Here is an 18,136-nt window from a genome sequence, read left to right on the forward strand (position 1 = left end):
GCCAGACCATTTGGGTCTGCTGGACGGTTGAAGTAGGCGATGTAAAGCTTTTGGATGTCTGCTGCTGTGTTGGCCATGTGAAGTTTCCTGTTTATTAATTGTTGGTATGAAACATAAAAATTCTAAATTTCTTTAGAGCTGATTCTTTTTAGCGACCGCAGATTAGCATGTGAGATTGTTTTTCTATGTGACACAAATCACATTAACTGAAAATGTGAAAAATATTTACGAGACTTTTAAATGGATTGTTTAAATTATTTCTTTTTCTGCAATCACCTTATGATTTTTATACATTGCTTCAATGTGTTGCGCCAAGTATTAATCACGTAATAATCAACATAAAAAGCCTATCTTGCATCTATACTAGAACTCGAAAACCATACCATGCAAAGCCAGACTTATATTGGAGAGCAGTATGCAATTAAAAATCAAATTAGCTATTAGTACCGCAATATTGCTTACCAATTGCAGTTGGGCTGCCAATAACATACAAGATATGCAATGGTTACAAGGTTGCTGGCAGGCAGCAGGTGCCGAGACGGGATCGGAAGAACATTGGCTGGTACCCGCAGGTGGTTCCATGCTGGGCATGGGCCGTACGGTGCGCAAATCCAAAACCGTCGCATGGGAATTCATGCGCATACAAGAAAATGGAGATAGCCTGATTTTTACAGCCCTCCCCTCAGGTAAACAAGAGGCCAGTTTTCAATTACTGTCACTGGAAAAGCAAAGGGTGGTTTTTGAAAATCCCAGGCCTGAATTCCCTCAGCGTGTCATCTATCAATTGAATGCAGACGGCAGCTTGCTCGGGCGCATAGAAGGCAAGATGAAAGATCAGGAAAAGGGAATCGATTTCCCTATGCAGAAGATTAATTGCAATAAACAATAATGAATTGCTTTTCCAACACCCAATAAAAAAACCGCATCAAGCGGTTTTTTTATTGAATATCTATTAGGTATATTGGGTGTTACGATCAAAACACTTTCATTACAGACCGGTATTTTTTGCGATGTAAGCTTTCATTGCATCCACATCGGCAGCCATGACTTCAAATCGTTGCGGCAGTGCTTCTATATTTTCAAAGCCAGCCGGGCGCTCAGCATCACGACCCAATGCCTCCTTGATCGTTTCGTTGAATTTGGCTGGCAAGGCTGTTTCCAGCACTACCATGGGCACACCCTCTTGCAGATGCTCAAATGCGACTTTAATGCCATCCGCAGTATGCGTATCGATGGTGATGTTAAATTCTTTCTCTACCTGACGTATGGTTTGCAAGCGGTCTGCATGCACAGATTTACCTGATACAAAACCAAACCTGGCAATCTTGTTGAATTCATCGCCATCGCTGCCTGGCTTACCTGACAAATCAAAGCCACCTTCGGTTTCAACTTTCCTGAACAGGGCCGTAACGCGGGTAGCGTCCCTATCCAGTAAATCATAGATAAAACGTTCAAAATTCGACGCCTTGGAGATATCCATGGATGGGCTGGTCGTATGCCAGGTTTCTGCCGATTTGCGCACGCGATAAATGCCGGTGCGGAAAAATTCATCCAGCACATCGTTTTCATTGGTCGCCACAACCAGCTTATCAATAGGCAAACCCATCATGCGGGCAATATGGCCAGCGCAGATATTACCGAAATTACCAGACGGCACAGTAAATGAAACTTTTTGCTCATTGCTGGTAGTCGCGCTCAGGTAACCTCGGAAGTAATACACCACCTGCGCTACCACACGTGCCCAGTTAATCGAATTGACCGTACCTATTTTTTGGCGGTTCTTGAATTCCAGATCATTTGACACTGCCTTGACCATATCCTGGCAATCATCAAACACGCCTTCAACGGCGATATTGAAAATATTCGGGTCTTGCAGACTGAACATCTGGGCAGTCTGGAAAGCACTCATTTTCTTGTTCGGAGACAACATGAAAACACGTATCCCCTTCTTGCCGCGCATCGCATATTCAGCAGCACTGCCAGTGTCACCAGAAGTGGCGCCAAAGATATTCAACTCTGCGCCATTCTTTGCCAGTGTGTATTCAAACAAATTGCCCAGTAATTGCATAGCCATGTCTTTGAATGCCAGAGTTGGGCCATTCGACAATGCCTGCAATACCAGCTTGCGGCCATCCTTGTCTTGCAATACACGCAAGGGGGTAATTTGCGCCGCAGACTCATCATTACGTGCATTTTTGTAGATATCTGACGTATAAGTCTTGTCTGCCAGCATCCTTAAATCAGCTTCGGGAATATCTGTGGCAAATTTCTTCAAGACTTCAAATGCCAGCCCGGCATAAGACAGCTTGCGCCAGGCATCCAGCTCGACGTCAGTTACCTGAGGGTAAGTTGTTGGCAGATAAAGGCCACCATCGGGAGCCAAACCACCTAAGAGTATTTCCGAGAAATTTTGTGCTGCGGTATGCCCGCGTGTTGAAGCGTATTGCATAAGTCGACAGGATGAATTGGAAAATTGATTGGAAGGATAGAACGAATATTCTTTCTATTATAACTTTCTTGCAGGCTTAAAACCTCTGTAAATTTGGCGAAAATCCAATTTCATCCCTGCTTCATTCGGCCAGCAGCCTTTCGGGATGCGAGTAAACCACATAACCATGCTGTCTCACAAAGCCTATCAGGCAAATGCCCGCCTGCTCTGCAAGATCAATCGCAAGCGCAGTTGGCGCAGATAATGCGGCTAATATGGCAATATTGGCACGTGCTGCTTTTTGTACCAACTCATAACTAAGCCGGCTACTCATCAGGACAAAACCTTCAACTTGCAACTTGGTTTTTACTTTTGCAATTGCCAAAGCACCCAGTAATTTATCCAGGGCATTATGTCGGCCGACATCTTCACGCAATACCAGAATTTCACCCTGCATATTGACCCAGGCAGCAGCATGCACAGCACCCGTTTGTAAATTAATAGACTGCAAAGAACTCAAGCCCTCCAGTGCTTTTAGCAAACTGGCTCGCGACAATTGCTGAGGAGACTCAATCTTGATCATTGTCAGATCCATTTGCAAAGCCTGCAAACTATCTTTGCCACACAAGCCACAACCAGTATTGCCTGCAAGATGGCGACGACGCTCTTTTAACGCAGCAAACCTCGCTGCCGATATCTGCATTTGCACCTCTATGCCCGGCACTTCTGGATTTGACTGGCACTCCATGTCATAGATTTCACTAACATCATCGACTATAGCTTCAGACAAACTGAAGCCAAGCGCAAAGTCTTCCAGATCCAAGGGGGTAGCCAGCATGACTGCATGAGAAATACCGTTATAGACCAGAGCAACCGGCACTTCCTGTGCAATATGGTCCATCAAGTCCTCGGCGATATGGTTGGAGAATGCATGCCTTTGCACCTTGCGACTTACAACGCCCGCCAGCGTCGCAGGCTCACCATCAGACTGGCCCGTCGCCGCTTCGCAAACCCTTCGTCCTTCTTTAGTCAGGCTGAGCAAGCTGCGTTCACCATCTTGCTGCAGATGGACCCATCCCGCCCCCGTGTGCTGGCCAATAGATTCTTCACCCAGATAGGCTATACAGCGCAGCAAAGTACTTTGTCGCACCCCTAGCTTTTTGCACAGACGTGGCAATGACAAAGCTTCTGTATGCTGGGCCAGTTCTGCCATCAAGGCATGGCTAAGTTGATCCTGCGAATAATTTAGCGATTCCATTGAAACCCGCATTAAACCTGTACTTGATGCGCGCGGATGATCACGGGTATCGATTTGGATGTGGGCGTACGTGCATGATCAGCAAAACTTGATAAAGGTACCAGGCCATTCGTCTCTGGGAAGTAGGCAGCCAGGCACCCCTGAGGAATGTTGTAGGCCACCAGCATGAAACGCTTTGCCTGACGCCTTACACCGTCGTCACACAGACTTTCCATATCTACCCAGTCACCTGCCTGCATGCCCAAAGCACTGATATCTTCCTGAGCTATGAACAGTACGCGACGCTCACCGAATACGCCACGGTAACGGTCATTCATGCCATAGATAGTCGTATTATATTGATCATGCGAACGCATGGTAGCCAGATTGAAAACGGGTGACTGCCTGCTCCTTCTAGCCTGATGTATCGGCAAGTCAACCGGAACAGCATGAGTATTGAAATTAGCTTTGCTGGTTGCTGTTAGCCATAGTCTTTCGGCCGCGGTATTACGCAAATGGAAGCCACCCGGCACTTTGACGCGTGCATTAAAGTCAGCAAAGTCATCAAATACAGCAGCGATCTTGTCACGTATGCGGCTATAGTCAGCCAGCAACCAGGCCCACGGTGTTTTGCTACGGTCTTTCAGGGTAGCTTGCGCCAGACGCGCAACAATGGCTACTTCAGACAGTAAATCTGTAGAGGCTGGTGGATTGATACCAGATGACAGATGTACCATACTCATGGAATCCTCCACTGTCACTGCCTGTGGTCCAGTTTCCTGGATATCTATTTCAGTACGTCCCAGGCAAGGCAAGATGATGGCTTCATGACCGCAAATCAAATGACTACGGTTGAGCTTGGTAGTCACATGCACGGTCAACGCGCAATTTTTCAGTGCTTTGTGAGTGACTTCTGTATCTGGCGTTGCCGTGGCAAAATTCCCGCCCATGCCAAAAAATACTTTACCACCTTCATGCAACATAGCCTCAATAGCACCTACAGTGTCATGGCCATGTTTTTGCGGCGGCGTGAAATCAAATACCTGCCCCAGACGCTCAAGAAATGCTTGCTTTGGTTTTTCTATGATGCCCATGGTACGATCACCCTGCACATTACTGTGCCCACGCACCGGACATGGGCCCGCACCAGGGCGGCCTATATTGCCGCGCAAGAGCAGTAAGTTAACAATCATCTGTATGGTTGCCACAGAATGTTTGTGCTGGGTGATGCCCATACCCCAGCAGGCAATGACTTTGCCAGCACCCATATAGATATCGGCCGCACGTTGTATCTGCGCACGGTCCAGGCCAGATTCTCTGACAATAACATCCCAAGGTTCTGCCAATGCTTCAGCGGCAAATTGCTCAAAATTGGCGGTATGTTCAGAGATAAACTCTACATCGACAACTCTGTGTCGCCCTTCAGCTTGCGCCAGTTGATCTGCTTCCAGCACACATTTGATCATGCCCTTGACGGTTGCCAGATCCCCGCCAATTTTCAACTGGAAATAATCAGATGAAATGGTCGACGACTGATCTGTCAGCATATCCAGCGCATTTTGCGGGTTCTGAAATTTCTCCAGGCCGCGCTCACGCAAGGGATTGAAAGACACAATGGCAGCACCACGCTTGGCCGCAGAACGCAACTCACCCAACATGCGTGGATGATTGGTGCCAGGGTTTTGACCAAAAATCAAAATCGCATCGGCAATCTGGAAGTCAGACAGCAATACCGTTCCCTTGCCTACACCTATGGCTTCACGCATGGCAAAGCCAGAAGGCTCATGACACATGTTTGAGCAATCAGGAAAATTATTGGTACCAAATTCACGTACAAATAACTGATACAGGAAAGCAGCCTCGTTACTGGTACGACCTGAGGTATAGAAAATCGCATCGTCAGGTGTTGGCAAGGCATTCAGACGAGCCGCAATCAGCTCAAAAGCCTGATTCCAGCTAATGACTTTATATCTGTCACTGGCGCGGTCATATTGCATGGGCTGGGTCAAACGCCCCTGCGCTTCCAGCCAGTGATCAGACTTCTCTGCCAATTCACTCACTGTCAAACTGGCGATCAGTTCTGGGGTAGCGCGGCGTGCAGTCGATTCAGCCGCCACTGCCTTGGCACCATTTTCACAAAATTCAAAGGTCGATGTGTGATCGGCATCTGGCCAGGCACAACCCGGGCAATCAAAGCCATCAGGCTGATTGGCGGACAACAGGGTCAACGCCCCTTTGCCAGGTATACCTTGTTCTATGATTTGCTGGGCAACACTTTTCAATGCGCCCCAGCCACCCGCTGGCCGATCATATACTTTAATTGTTTCGTTCTTACTCATGCTGCTTAATCTCCACACTACCAAGGCTTGATACGACCAACATTATTGCAGCCAGGTGGCAAAATATTATGTGGCGAACAAGTTTTCAATCCAAATGTTACCAGAATCCATGCTTCAGCATCGCCGTTGAGCGCTATCGATGAATAACCACCAGCAAAGCTTTGGCCTCAGTTTTACCCAGATTACGTATGGCATGATTCTTGTCAGCGTTATAACGTGCGGTTGCCCCCAGTTTCAGCTTTTTGCATACGCCATCGACTTCAACCTCAACACTGCCATGCAGTAAAGTGAGATGCTCGGATGCTCCAGGGTCATGAGAATTCGACACCAGCGCACCACCCGGTGCCAGCGTCAACTCATACCACTCATATTTACCCGCCAGTTCCATAGGGCCAAGTATACGCAGGATATAACCCGCATGTTCACCCGGCAATGTAGGTGTTTCATGCGATTCCAGTACCCGTATCGTGTCCAGCTTGGGTGATTCTGATGACAGCAGCTCCGCGATACTGACGCCCAGGGCATTTGCCAATCTCCATGCAACGGCTATAGTGGGATTAGCCTTTTCTCTTTCTATTTGGGACAGCATGGACTTTGACACGCCAGCGGTGCGCGACAAATCCTCCAGCGTCAGGCCACGCTCCAGACGCATTTTTTGCAAAGTCGCGCCCACTTCTGGCGGGGTATTGGGTAAAACTTTTTTCATAGAGACTCTTGCATCAGTAAAAAAGCTAGCTTAATATTCGATATATCGAACTTTAGTTCTAGATATTGAATTATTCAACTATTTTAGAAATTTCCAACAATAGTGTAACAGTGCCATTGAAACGCAAGCATGAAATTGCCAGTGATTAAGTAATAATTGGCTGAAAACATTCAATCCGCACAGCAACACAACAGCAATCAGGGGACATCATGAGCCAGAACACTTCCAGGACAAACTTCATCAGCAATTTGGCTGGCAATCTGGACAATTTACGCGAACAAGGTCTGTACAAGCCAGAACGCGTGATCGCATCCCGCCAGGGTTCTGAAGTCACTTGCGATGATGGCCGCAAGCTCATCAATTTGTGCGCCAACAATTACCTGGGCTTGTCTGGTGATGAATCCATGGTTCAGGCATCCATCGCGGCGACTGAGCAATACGGGTACGGTCTATCCTCTGTACGCTTTATCTGCGGTACACAAACAGTCCACAAGCAACTCGAAAAAGCACTGTCGAGCTTTCTCGGCACAGAAGACTGCATTCTGTATGCAGCCGCATTTGATGCCAATGGTGGCGTATTTGAGCCTTTGTTTGATGAAAATGATGCCATCATCTCTGATGCGCTGAATCATGCCTCCATCATTGACGGCATACGCCTGTGCAAGGCAGCACGTTTCCGTTATACCCATAACGACATGGCTGACCTGGAAAAACAATTGATCTCCGCTGCTGACAAGCGTCATCGCATCATCGTGACTGACGGCGTGTTCTCCATGGACGGCACGATAGCCCAACTCGACAAAATTTGCGACCTGGCTGACAAATATGATGCACTAGTCATGATAGATGAATGCCACGCATCCGGCTTCATGGGCGCAACTGGTCGCGGCACTCATGAACACCACAATGTATTGGGTCGCATTGATATCATCACAGGCACATTAGGGAAAGCACTGGGTGGCGCCATGGGTGGTTTCACAGCAGCACGCAAGGAAGTGATAGATACCTTGCGTCAAAAGTCCCGGCCTTACCTATTTTCGAATACTCTCGCGCCTTCCATAGCGGGTGCCTCGCTATCTGTTTTGGAACGTCTGTCCAATTCCACCGAGCTGCGTGACCGCCTGCATGCGAATACTGCGCATTTCCGCCGTGAAATTGAGACTTTAGGCTTTACCATCAAGCCAGGCACCCATCCTGTCGTCCCCGTCATGCTGTTTGATGCTCCAGTTGCGCAGAAATTTGCTGCACGCCTGTATGAGCTTGGTGTATTAGTGACAGGCTTCTTTTACCCAGTGGTACCGATGGGCCAAGCCCGGGTACGCGTACAACTGTCTGCCGCACATACGACTGAACAATTAAATACTGCCCTGGCTGCATTTGCTCAGGCTGGCCGCGAATTAAACATCATTAAGTAAGGGATATCCATGGAACGTATATTAGTGATCGGTGCCAATGGCCAGATCGGCAGCGAGTTGGTAGAAGCACTGGCAAACCAGCATGGCGCCAATAATGTCATCGCCGCTGACATCAGGTCAGAGAGCCTGTATGGCGCAAAAATCTATGAAGTCATTGATGTATTAAATACAGAAAGACTGGCGCAAGTCGTCGCTCAATACGATATTACCCAGGTCTACCAACTGGCAGCCATGCTGTCAGCTACGGGTGAACAAGCACCATTGAAAGCCTGGACCCTGAACATGGATGGCCTGCTCAATATCCTGGAACTTGCACGCGTCCGCAATGAAGCTGGTAAACCCCTGAAAGTATTCTGGCCATCATCGATTGCTGCATTCGGTCCGAACACGCCACCAGTCAATACGCCACAATATACGGTAATGGACCCCAGCACCATTTACGGCATCAGCAAACTGGCAGGCGAACGACTGTGCGAATATTACTTCCAGAAGTATGGTGTTGATGTACGCAGCATACGTTACCCGGGCATTATCAGTTATAAGTCCCCTCCGGGCGGCGGCACCACAGACTATGCGATAGCTATTTTCCACTCAGCTCTGCGTGGCGAAACCTATGAATGTTTCCTGGAGTCAGAAACCAGTTTACCAATGATTTACATGCCAGATGCCATACGTGCCACCATTTCATTGATGGATGCGCCAACGGCCAAACTTTCTATACGTTCTTCCTATAATGTTGCAGGTTTAAGCTTTAATCCACGGGAATTAGCGTTTGCAATCAAACAAAATTTGCCTGCATTTGACATACACTACGCGCCTGACAGCCGTCAGGCAATCGCCGCATCCTGGCCACAGAGCCTGGATGACGCCGTGGCGCGAGCCGACTGGGGCTGGCAAGCACAAGTAGGCCTGCAACAACTGGTGGAAGACATGCTGAAAAATATTCGTGTCGATCAAAAGGAGTTAAAGGGATTAAGTCAGGCCGCATAAATAATTATCAGAGACTAGTAAAAAAGAGGTGAATTGATGGACATGCGAGTATTCGAGTTATTTAAAATAGGCGTGGGTCCGTCCAGTTCCCATACGGTTGGCCCCATGCTCGCGGCCCGCCGTTTTTTACTTGAATCTGCCGATCTGTATAAAGCATCGAAAATACAAGTCACCCTGTATGGCTCACTCGCATTAACTGGCCATGGCCATGCGACTGACAAAGCAGTTTTGCTAGGCTTGATGGGCGAGACCCCACAGGATGTCGCTCCCGAAAGTGTCGACGAAAAACTCACCAACCTGGCAACCTCAGGAAAATTGAATTTATTGGGTGAGTACCCCGTCAAGTTCGATACCGCCACCGATATGCTGTGGTTTAAGCAAGAAGTCTTGCCGGGTCACCCCAATGGCATGAAATTCATACTGACGCGCAATGACGGCAGCAGTTTTGAAAAAATTTATTACTCTACCGGTGGTGGCTTCATTTATTCGGCAGAAGAACTGGAGAATACCGATAGCGCTGAAAATACAGACAAGAAACCCCTGCCCTATCCTTTTGCAACCATGGCAGAACTGCTGGCCCATGGCAAGCGTACGGGCTTATCCATTACGGACATGTTGCGCGCCAATGAAAATGTCTATTGCACCGATGAGGAACTGGATGCAGGCCTGGATAAAATTTGGGCAGTCATGAAGGGCTGTATTTCACGTGGTCTGCAAACATCCGGCGAATTGCCTGGCGGTTTGCACGTCAAGCGTCGCGCCGCCAAATTATGGCGCGCCGCCAATGAAACTGCCGACGTATTGCCGCATGATGGCCTGCACCGTGTCAGTCTGTATGCCATGGCAGTCAATGAAGAAAATGCTGCTGGTGGCCGCGTCGTTACTGCACCAACCAATGGTGCAGCTGGCATTATCCCGGCAGTGTTGCGCTATTACGCAGAAGACTGCAAACCCAGCCACCCGGAACAAGGTATACGCAATTTCATGCTGGCAGCGTCTGCCATAGGTATGCTATGCAAAACCAATGCTTCCATTTCTGGGGCTGAAATTGGTTGCCAGGGCGAAGTTGGCGTGGCATGCGCCATGGCTGCAGCGGGCCTGACTGCTGCTTTGGGCGGCACCAATGAGCAAATCGAATCAGCCGCTGAAATTGGTATTGAGCATCACCTGGGCATGACTTGTGACCCTATTGGTGGGCTGGTGCAAATCCCCTGTATAGAACGCAATGGCATGGGCGCGGTCAAGGCGATTACTGCCGCTTCGCTGTCTTTGCGCAGTGATGGCACACATCATGTCAGCCTGGATGACGTGATAGAAACCATGCGCGCAACCGGCTTTGACATGCAGGCTAAATACAAGGAAACCTCATTAGGTGGCTTGGCCGTGCATGTGGTTACCGTTAACTACGCAGCCTGCTAATATCTCGAAGTCAAATGAAGCACTGCAACAGTGCTTCATTCCTTGGCCTTGACTCCAAAACTATAACGCACGCCCAGCCATATCATTCGTGGCGCGCCTGGAGTGTAAAAAGTCGTTCCTTTGCTGTCAGAATTGCTGTAACCACCATTGGCGGCGATTGCATATGGACCAAGCTGTCCAGCCGTGTAATAACGCCGATCAAACAGATTGCTGACATTGACAGAGAATTTCCATTGCGGGTTTGGTCTGTAGCCCGCAGACAGGCCGACTACTGCATACCCTGACATATTACCCGACCCCAAATTTGTCAGTCCATCAGGTACATGAGCATTGTTTTCATTACCCCGCACAAAACTCTTGCCAACAGCCAATACTTCAATGCCTGCCGAGATTTGTGCATTGAATTCATAATTTACATTGGCTTTAAAAATTTGCTGAGGGATCAGCGGCATCTGGTCTCCGGGCTTGACGCTGATATTGGCACTGGCATTTGCCAGGTTGTTATTTTGCGAACCCAGGATATCTGCACTCTGGTAACTTGCTTTCATCCAGGTATAGTTCAGTCCATAACTGAAATTATCCTGATTGCTCGCAATGCCTGCCTCAAATCCTTGCCGCCTGGTTTGCCCAAAGTTCTTGAAATAACCAGTTGCAGTAGAATTGGCCACGAACAGGATGTCATCTTCGTTTGTTCCTCTGAAAACACCTGCGCTCCATACAATCTTTCCTGGCAACTTGCCACGCAGGCCAGCTTCCCATGTTTTGGAAATGACCTGCTTTAATGCCGGGTCGCCCGCCATTGAATTTGGCAAGCGACAGCCAAAGTCAGGGTCAGCACAGCCCAGTTCTATGGAAGTTGGCGCCCTGCTGCCCTCGCTGTAACCTGCATAGATATTCAAGGCGGGATTTGCCACATAACTAACACCAACAGCTGGATTAAAACGCCTGAAAACATGATCCCCATCCAGAGAACCGCGCTGAGCGCCCTTGGTAGTGGCGTTGTTATAGGGATAGAGTCGGTCAGTATTTTTTAGCCTGGTGTTATTGTAACGAGCGGACACCGTCAAATGCCAGGCGTCTGCCAACGTCAGGGTGTCACTGCCAAACATGCTCCAGGTTCTTGTTTGCCCATCCAGATTGACGCGCTGGTCGAAAGCATTTTCAGAATTTTGTGTGCCGTCTGCATAAGCATTGACGGCAGTGATGCTGTGATCAGGGTTCAGGTAGCCAAACTGGCTGGCCTGATTAAAGCTGGTGCGACTGGCATCATAAGCAGCACCGAAGACCACATGGTTACTATATCCAGGCGCTTTGCTTAGTGAACTCAATTGCGCGCTGAGGCCATAATTTTGCTGGTGGGTGCTGGCATTGGTAATAATGCCCGTGCATTTTTCGTTGGGCTCAGTATTCGTCCCTGCCTGGGCAATACAGCGCAAACTGGGGAAGGAAAAAGTAGAACTTGTCCTGCTGTTGCTGCTTTCAATCACCGGATTATAAGCATGCGCCAGCAACCAGTTCTTGTCCGCCGTTTGACCAGTGTAATACAGGGATTCACCTAGAGCCTCCTCGTTCAGGTCACCGTTCGTGGTGGCAGTATGGGTGCTGCGGTAGTAGGCATTTCCCGATAATTGCAAAGTGCCAACAAGATTAGTTCTGGCTTCCACGTTGACAAAACTGGCCCGGTTTTTTGTCACATCTGGCACGGTGAACACGCTGGCATAGCGATTGTCCAGTAACTGTTGCTCCTGCGATCCATTACCGGTCATCTCGCTGCTAGCCCATGCATAGCCAAGCTTGAGTTCGCTTTTGTTGTCATGCCAGCCCAGCTTACCAAAGAATTGCCTGAGTTTTGATGGTGAAACATCCCGCCAGCCATCTTCCTGATAATTATTGGCGGTAAAGTACCAGTCCAGGCCTTGCTGATTTGCCCCACCATGCTCAATGCTAACATTGCGACGTGCGTATGAGCCTGCACCTAGCTCCAGCGAAGTTGCAGCATCATGTCGGCCATCTTTGGTTTGCAGCGATAAAGTACCGCCAAGTGTATTGAGGCCGAATAAAGGGTTCGATCCCGACATCAGCGTCACGGAAGAAATAGCAGATTTTGGAATCAAATCCCACATCACTACATCGCCAAATGGCTGATTCAAACGCACACCATCCAGATAAACAGATAATCCTTGCGGGGTTCCTAATAATGGCGATGCCGTGTAGCCACGGTAGTTTACGTCATTCATAAAAGGATTGCCCTGCACATCATTGACATGCACGCTACCCAGATAGCGATTGAAGAAATCAGCGATATTTAGTGCCCCGCTCTTCTCCATGTCCTTGCTATTGGCAGTCTGTACGGAGGCCGGGATTTGTTGCTTGCTTAAACCTGTACCAGGCAAGGCGGTGATGCCTATGATTTCCACTGGGGGGCTAATGATTATTTCAGTTGCAGCCCTTGCCTGATTAGCAAGACTGAAAAAAAATAAGGCAAAAACACAGAAAAGGGGACTGGGAATAGGCAAGGAATCCATGGCTCCACAAATTTATCATTCTCATAATTTCAATGTAGATAATACAATAAATGTGATATAGACAAAAAAATATCACCCCAAGTGTAGCCTTGGGGTGACATTAGTAACATTGGCAGCTTGCGGACAAGCTACCGAAGACGAAGTTGATGATCGCAGTGCTAATTCAGGGCATCAGAGAAAAGCCCTTTTGCCCGGTCTGCCATAGCAAGAATGCCCAATTGTCAGCTTGTTCCGCGAGTGCATCGTACTTCCAGGCATTGGCAAAGTCGGTACGGAATAGTGCTGGCCTGGATTTCTTGGCGTTAGCTACCTGCAAGCGGGTAATAAATTTACTACTCATCCAGATCGGCGTATCAGCAATACCAAAACGGGCAGAGATAAGGGTTGCAGGATAAGACTGACCATCACGCAAGTTCATGTAGGGATTGGCACTTGCAAGCCTGGTTTTATCTGCAGCAGTCATTTTTTTGGATTTACCAACATTGAGCGATTCAGACTGTATGGCCGCACTTTGTGCAGCAGCAAATAAATCCGGGCGCTGACTGATAACTTGCGCCAACCAGCGTTTACCCGGACTTGGCTCTTGCGTGACCAGCTTCCCGGAACTTGTATAGCCTTCACTCACCAGATAATCAGCTGCTGCAAGAAACTCATCAAGGCCATCATTAGTGTTTTTTTGCTTAAGATTCTCATTTGCAGGGACATAGACAATCGCCATCACAGCATCCTGCTCCAGCCAGGCCAGGCGCAAGGCATCGAACTTCGCCAACTTCGACAAACCAGTACCAGTTTCCATGGTCAGCAATAATGGATGCTTACCATCAAGCTCCATACCTTGCGGGTATAACAGCGTCAACGCAATTTGTTTATTGCTGCCCGGTTTCGTGATGTTCAGGTTTTTGCTGGCGACGCGATGAAAGCCAACTTGCGGCGAACGGAAAACTTCTACATTCCTGATTTGCCCACCGGCTAAAGCGCGATAAGATAGCGGTGCTGCATTTGCAGCTTCCAATACAAACAAGGCACCATCTGTTTCTGCATCGGCATTCAGCTCACTGACACGGCCAGAGTAAGGCAAAGCCAGCTCTTCTTTTTTCCCGCCATCCAGCTCCATCTTGATGAGCTTGCTATAGCCCGCCTCAGCAACATGGACATACAAAGCATTTTTTGCTACTGCAATATCCAGCAATTCATCGCTACTGGCAGACAGTATTTCCTTTGCCATGTTCAATTGTAGGGTTTTTAAATCCAGCTTCAGGATCGCTCCTGTGCTCTTCTTTTTGCTTGATAGCAGATAAAGCTGTTCACCTGTCAGCCAAGCATTCCTGAGTTTGTCTGTTGGCGCAGCCAATCTTTGCCAGGCAGTTGCCGCCCCCTTTAGCTGGTCTTGCTTGACCAGATACAAGCTACGATCCTGGCTTTGCCCATGCTGAACCTCGGCCAACAGATAAGAAGAATTCATGCTGCTTTTGATCGTCACCACATCGCTGGCTGCAAACCTCCGGTTCTTGCTGACGCCTGGGCCTATCAAAGGAGTATCAGTTTCCAGCTTGCTTCCCAATACATGTTGCCAGATCGCGCCACGATCGGCACCAGGTTTGACTGGAGACTTGCGATAGTAAATAACAGTCGAATCAGGTTTCCAGGCAATTTCCTTACTGTCAGGCGCGATCGTATCCAGATTATCCTTGAGCATGCTTGCATCATTCGTCTTGATAATACGCAAACTATGCCGCTGGCGTCCGCTACTCAACAAATCGACAGCAACCATGCTACCATCCAGAGCAGGCGTAAAAAACCCTATGCCCTGCCCTGGCTCTGTCAACAGCAGCAGGCGCTCGGCACTGGTGGCAGCGTTACGCATGAATAACTGCTGCCGATTATCAGCCGTAGTGCGGGTAAAAAACTGCATGCCACGCACTTCGATCAACCTGCCCGCACCGAATTCTGTACTTTGCAAAACCTTGAGACGCTTCAGCAAGGTATCGCGCCCGCTGATACGTGCCAGTACCGCATTGCTAAAATCTGTCTGTCTCTTCATCCAGGCGCGGACTTGCGCGTCACTTAAGGACTCCAGAGACCGGTACGTATCAACCGCTGCATCTGCTTGCCCGGTAGCCACCTGCTTGGGTAAGGCCGGGTAATCACCCCAGGCTTGCAACTGAGCATAGGCAAATACTGGCCAAATGCCGAGTATCAATAAAAACTGTTTTATATTCTGTTTTGCTAGCATGCCGGCTCCAAGCCTCTATTTCCTGACAGGACTACAGTATCCATCACACCTGCATAAAATTGCAAAAATCACCTACTTTTTTAGGACAGGCTTCACTGCTCATGTTTCAATTCTTGAATTTCGTCCCCTGCTTTCTGCATTTCATCGCAAACGCATGGCAAGCACAGTGCAACTTGCTTAAAGTGCTTACATCGCAAGACCACATGAAGAACCTGGGAGAAAAAAATGAATATCGTCAAGAAAACCAATTTAACACTCTTAACCATTTGCGTATTTGCTGCTACCATAGTGCCAGTGGCTACATATATTAATAAACTTGCTGCAAAAGCAAGTATCGCCACAGTCACAATAACAGCGCAAAGACTGACAGAACAACAGAAGATAGCTTTTGATGTCGAACAAGTTGGTAACACGATGCAAACTGTCTTCATTGCAGCGAAACGCCTCAGCACTGAAGAAAAATTCGCACTTGACCAGCAAGACAGACAAACTCAACAGGCAAAAGTGCGTGTACATAAAAAACCGCAATTGCTTGTTTAACATCTCCTATCATCCAAAAGATTTACTTTTGCAAGAATTGGCATAAAGCTCACTCACAGCTTATTGAGTGTTTGTAGTAATAATGGTTTTGACACCCGCAGCACTTATTAATTTGCAGGCAATCATGTTAAAAAAATCTATTTTCTTGTGCGTGCTATCCTCCACCTTGTTGGCTGGCATCGCTTTTTCACAAGATTTTATGTTTGCACCTTCTATTCCTACCCAGAATGAAGATCAGGACAAGACAACAGAAGTGATGCAAGAAGCGCCAGCGCAAACACCGGCAAGCCCCGCCCCATTGCAATTGGACAGAAGCGGAGTTGACCGCGCATCCGTGCATTTACAAATACTGCAGCAATCGAATCAGCGCTTTACTGACAATCCGCAACCAGTACCTGCTGCGGCTAAAAAGACAGCATCAGAAGATAAGAAATCACAAGCAAAGTCGGCCAGCAGTACTTAATCCTTCCCCGGTCATCCCGGATATTGCCTTATTCGGGTACATCTCCATTCCTACAGCGCTCCTCGATCTATCCTTTTACTTAATATGACCGAGGTGGAAGTCTGTCTGACGCCATCGAGTGCCCCTATCTGATCGAGCAACTTGTCCAAGGTTTCTGTATTACTACAGCGCAAGGTCAGCATATAGTCGATTGCACCACTGACTGCGCATAGCGTCTCAGTTTCAGGCAATTGCTGCAAATATTTAATCAAACCAGCCGCATAACGCGCCTCTACCGACAGGCCCACATAGGCCCTGACAGCCGGCTGCACCATTTTCTGGTTCAACTTCAGACCATAGCCGGCAATGACGCCACGCTTCTCCAGCGCAGCAATACGGGCGATCACGGTAGTTCTCGCTATACCCACTGATTTCGCGATACTGGTGACTGGCAGGCGGGCGTTATCCATCAACAAAGCCAGGATTTTGTCATCTATCTCATCAAGATCAGGTTTCATATCGTCATTTTGTCTAATTATTTAGACATATTATCTCGTAAATACACAATATGACGATAACTTTGCTGCTATTAACTGACAAAACTAGGGCCTAGACTTCAGTATCAATCTTATATTTTCATTTGCAACTCATTTACAACACAAATAGATACTGGAGACAAACATGACAACCAAACTAATACTTCTGGGTGCAGGCAAAATCGGTGATGCTATTCTCAATTTGCTATCCCACACCGGCGATTACGAAATCACAGTGGCAGACCGTGACCCGGAACGCCTGAAATATGTAGAACAAGCCGGCTTCCCGAATACCCGCATCGTCCAGGCTGACTTGGGTGATAAGGCGGCGGTCACCGAGTTGATACGCGGTCATAAAGTCACCATGTCAGCCTGCCCTTACTTTTTGACGCCCATCATCGCTGGTGCAGCGCGCGAAGCCAATTCCCATTATTTTGATTTGACTGAAGACGTGGAAAGCACACGCATCGTCAAACAGTTGGCTGAAGGTGCAGATTGCGCTTTCGTACCACAATGCGGCCTGGCACCAGGATTTATCTCCATTGTGGCAAATGATGTTGCCAAGCGTTTTGAAAGCCTGCGCGATGTCAGCATGCGCGTTGGTGCCCTGCCTACCTTCCCTAACAATGCACTGAAATACAACCTGACCTGGAGCACGGACGGTCTGATCAATGAATATTGCAATCCTTGCGAAGCGATTGTTGATGGCGAATTGCGTGAAACCGCAGCCTTGGAAGAAATCGAGCATTTCTCCCTCGATGGCATAGATTACGAAGCCTTCAACACCTCCGGCGGCCTTGGCACTTTGTGCGAAAGCCTGGAAGGCAAAGTACAAAACCTGAATTACAAGACAGTGCGCTATCCAGGTCACCGCGATATCGTCAAAGTACTGATACGCGACCTGCAACTGGGCAAGCTGGAGCGCCGCCCTATCTTGAAAGAAGTCATGGAAACCGCTATCCCCATGACCAAGCAGGACGTGGTACTTGTGTTTGTCAGTGTCGTCGGCATGCGCGATGGTCGCCTGGAGCAAGAATCCTACGCCAAGAAAATCTATGCCCAAAAAGTCAATGGCCAATTGCTGTCCGCCATACAATTGACAACTGCCTCTGGCATTTGCGCCATGGTTGATCTGGTGGTTACAGGCAAATTGCCGCAACATGGTCTGGTGCGTCAGGAGCAAGCTGTTCTTGCTGACTTCCTTGCAAATCGTTTTGGTCAATACTACGCCGCGTAATCAGCTGGTATTGCTGAACTGGGCACAAGATCGCTGCCAGCGCTACAATTACGTACAATACGGCCACTGGCATTAAGCCCATCCAATAA

At 48.4% G+C, this 18,136-nt stretch carries 14 protein-coding genes; 7 read left to right on the forward strand and 7 right to left on the reverse strand.

Annotated elements, in window-relative coordinates:
- Positions 1–496: 496 nt before the first annotated feature.
- Positions 497–889, forward strand: coding sequence for a DUF6265 family protein (locus AC07OI_RS03810; protein WP_495256351.1), 393 nt, complete (start codon positions 497–499; stop codon positions 887–889).
- 99 nt (positions 890–988) lie between these two features.
- Here AC07OI_RS03810 and thrC read toward each other — a convergent pair whose 3' ends face one another.
- From thrC to AC07OI_RS03830, 4 genes are all read right to left on the reverse strand, one after another.
- Positions 989–2,449, reverse strand: a complete 1,461-nt coding sequence (gene thrC / locus AC07OI_RS03815) for a threonine synthase (RefSeq protein ID WP_495256352.1) — start codon at positions 2,447–2,449, stop codon at positions 989–991.
- A 121-nt stretch (positions 2,450–2,570) separates the two neighbouring features.
- Positions 2,571–3,686 (reverse strand): formate dehydrogenase accessory sulfurtransferase FdhD, encoded by a 1,116-nt coding sequence (fdhD, locus tag AC07OI_RS03820; RefSeq protein WP_495256353.1) that lies wholly within the window; start codon positions 3,684–3,686, stop codon positions 2,571–2,573.
- Positions 3,687–3,697: 11 nt separating this feature from the next.
- The gene (locus AC07OI_RS03825; RefSeq protein WP_495256354.1) at positions 3,698–6,004 is read right to left on the reverse strand and encodes an FdhF/YdeP family oxidoreductase; all 2,307 of its coding nucleotides are present in this window, start codon (positions 6,002–6,004) and stop codon (positions 3,698–3,700) included.
- 133 nt (positions 6,005–6,137) lie between these two features.
- Entirely contained in the window at positions 6,138–6,710 is a 573-nt protein-coding gene (locus AC07OI_RS03830; RefSeq protein ID WP_423022116.1) for a helix-turn-helix domain-containing protein, read from the reverse strand.
- 209 nt (positions 6,711–6,919) lie between these two features.
- Here AC07OI_RS03830 and kbl point away from each other — a divergent pair, with 209 nt between their 5' ends.
- From kbl to AC07OI_RS03845, 3 genes are read left to right on the forward strand one after another with little or no spacing between them, the layout of a single operon-like run.
- A complete protein-coding gene (kbl, locus tag AC07OI_RS03835) occupies positions 6,920–8,125 on the forward strand; it encodes a glycine C-acetyltransferase (protein WP_492703090.1) in 1,206 nt (401 codons plus the stop codon).
- A gap of 9 nt (positions 8,126–8,134) precedes the next feature.
- Complete coding sequence (locus AC07OI_RS03840; RefSeq protein ID WP_495256355.1) at positions 8,135–9,115, forward strand: NAD-dependent epimerase/dehydratase family protein; 981 nt, start codon at positions 8,135–8,137, stop codon at positions 9,113–9,115.
- Between the two features lie 36 nt (positions 9,116–9,151).
- A complete protein-coding gene (locus AC07OI_RS03845) occupies positions 9,152–10,534 on the forward strand; it encodes an L-serine ammonia-lyase (RefSeq protein WP_495256356.1) in 1,383 nt (460 codons plus the stop codon).
- 35 nt (positions 10,535–10,569) lie between these two features.
- Here the strand turns inward: AC07OI_RS03845 and AC07OI_RS03850 are convergent, their stop codons facing one another.
- The gene (locus AC07OI_RS03850; protein ID WP_495256357.1) at positions 10,570–12,951 is read right to left on the reverse strand and encodes a TonB-dependent receptor; all 2,382 of its coding nucleotides are present in this window, start codon (positions 12,949–12,951) and stop codon (positions 10,570–10,572) included.
- A 271-nt stretch (positions 12,952–13,222) separates the two neighbouring features.
- Positions 13,223–15,292 (reverse strand): prolyl oligopeptidase family protein, encoded by a 2,070-nt coding sequence (locus tag AC07OI_RS03855; RefSeq protein ID WP_495256358.1) that lies wholly within the window; start codon positions 15,290–15,292, stop codon positions 13,223–13,225.
- 225 nt (positions 15,293–15,517) lie between these two features.
- On the opposite strand from AC07OI_RS03855, the gene AC07OI_RS03860 reads away from it, so the two are divergent.
- Positions 15,518–15,832, forward strand: coding sequence for a hypothetical protein (locus AC07OI_RS03860; RefSeq protein WP_495256359.1), 315 nt, complete (start codon positions 15,518–15,520; stop codon positions 15,830–15,832).
- A 124-nt stretch (positions 15,833–15,956) separates the two neighbouring features.
- Entirely contained in the window at positions 15,957–16,295 is a 339-nt protein-coding gene (locus AC07OI_RS03865; RefSeq protein WP_492703080.1) for a hypothetical protein, read from the forward strand.
- A 50-nt stretch (positions 16,296–16,345) separates the two neighbouring features.
- On the opposite strand, the gene AC07OI_RS03870 is transcribed toward AC07OI_RS03865, so the two are convergent.
- Entirely contained in the window at positions 16,346–16,792 is a 447-nt protein-coding gene (locus AC07OI_RS03870; RefSeq protein WP_492703079.1) for an Lrp/AsnC family transcriptional regulator, read from the reverse strand.
- A gap of 163 nt (positions 16,793–16,955) precedes the next feature.
- Between AC07OI_RS03870 and AC07OI_RS03875 the strand changes: the two genes are divergently transcribed.
- Complete coding sequence (locus AC07OI_RS03875) at positions 16,956–18,047, forward strand: saccharopine dehydrogenase family protein (protein WP_492703077.1); 1,092 nt, start codon at positions 16,956–16,958, stop codon at positions 18,045–18,047.
- Positions 18,048–18,136: the final 89 nt, after the last annotated feature.

Source organism: Undibacterium sp. GW821-FHT07F11 (genome assembly GCF_059418665.1).

Coding starts and splice junctions, on each gene's coding strand:
- AC07OI_RS03870 (WP_492703079.1), bottom strand. CDS start 16,792: ATGAAACCTGATCTTGATGAGATAGATGACAAAATCCTGGCTTTGTTG.
- AC07OI_RS03875 (WP_492703077.1), top strand. CDS start 16,956: ATGACAACCAAACTAATACTTCTGGGTGCAGGCAAAATCGGTGATGCT.
- kbl (WP_492703090.1), top strand. CDS start 6,920: ATGAGCCAGAACACTTCCAGGACAAACTTCATCAGCAATTTGGCTGGC.
- fdhD (WP_495256353.1), bottom strand. CDS start 3,686: ATGGAATCGCTAAATTATTCGCAGGATCAACTTAGCCATGCCTTGATG.
- AC07OI_RS03865 (WP_492703080.1), top strand. CDS start 15,957: ATGTTAAAAAAATCTATTTTCTTGTGCGTGCTATCCTCCACCTTGTTG.
- AC07OI_RS03825 (WP_495256354.1), bottom strand. CDS start 6,004: ATGAGTAAGAACGAAACAATTAAAGTATATGATCGGCCAGCGGGTGGC.
- AC07OI_RS03840 (WP_495256355.1), top strand. CDS start 8,135: ATGGAACGTATATTAGTGATCGGTGCCAATGGCCAGATCGGCAGCGAG.
- AC07OI_RS03855 (WP_495256358.1), bottom strand. CDS start 15,292: ATGCTAGCAAAACAGAATATAAAACAGTTTTTATTGATACTCGGCATT.
- AC07OI_RS03830 (WP_423022116.1), bottom strand. CDS start 6,710: ATGAAAAAAGTTTTACCCAATACCCCGCCAGAAGTGGGCGCGACTTTG.
- thrC (WP_495256352.1), bottom strand. CDS start 2,449: ATGCAATACGCTTCAACACGCGGGCATACCGCAGCACAAAATTTCTCG.
- AC07OI_RS03845 (WP_495256356.1), top strand. CDS start 9,152: ATGGACATGCGAGTATTCGAGTTATTTAAAATAGGCGTGGGTCCGTCC.
- AC07OI_RS03810 (WP_495256351.1), top strand. CDS start 497: ATGCAATGGTTACAAGGTTGCTGGCAGGCAGCAGGTGCCGAGACGGGA.
- AC07OI_RS03860 (WP_495256359.1), top strand. CDS start 15,518: ATGAATATCGTCAAGAAAACCAATTTAACACTCTTAACCATTTGCGTA.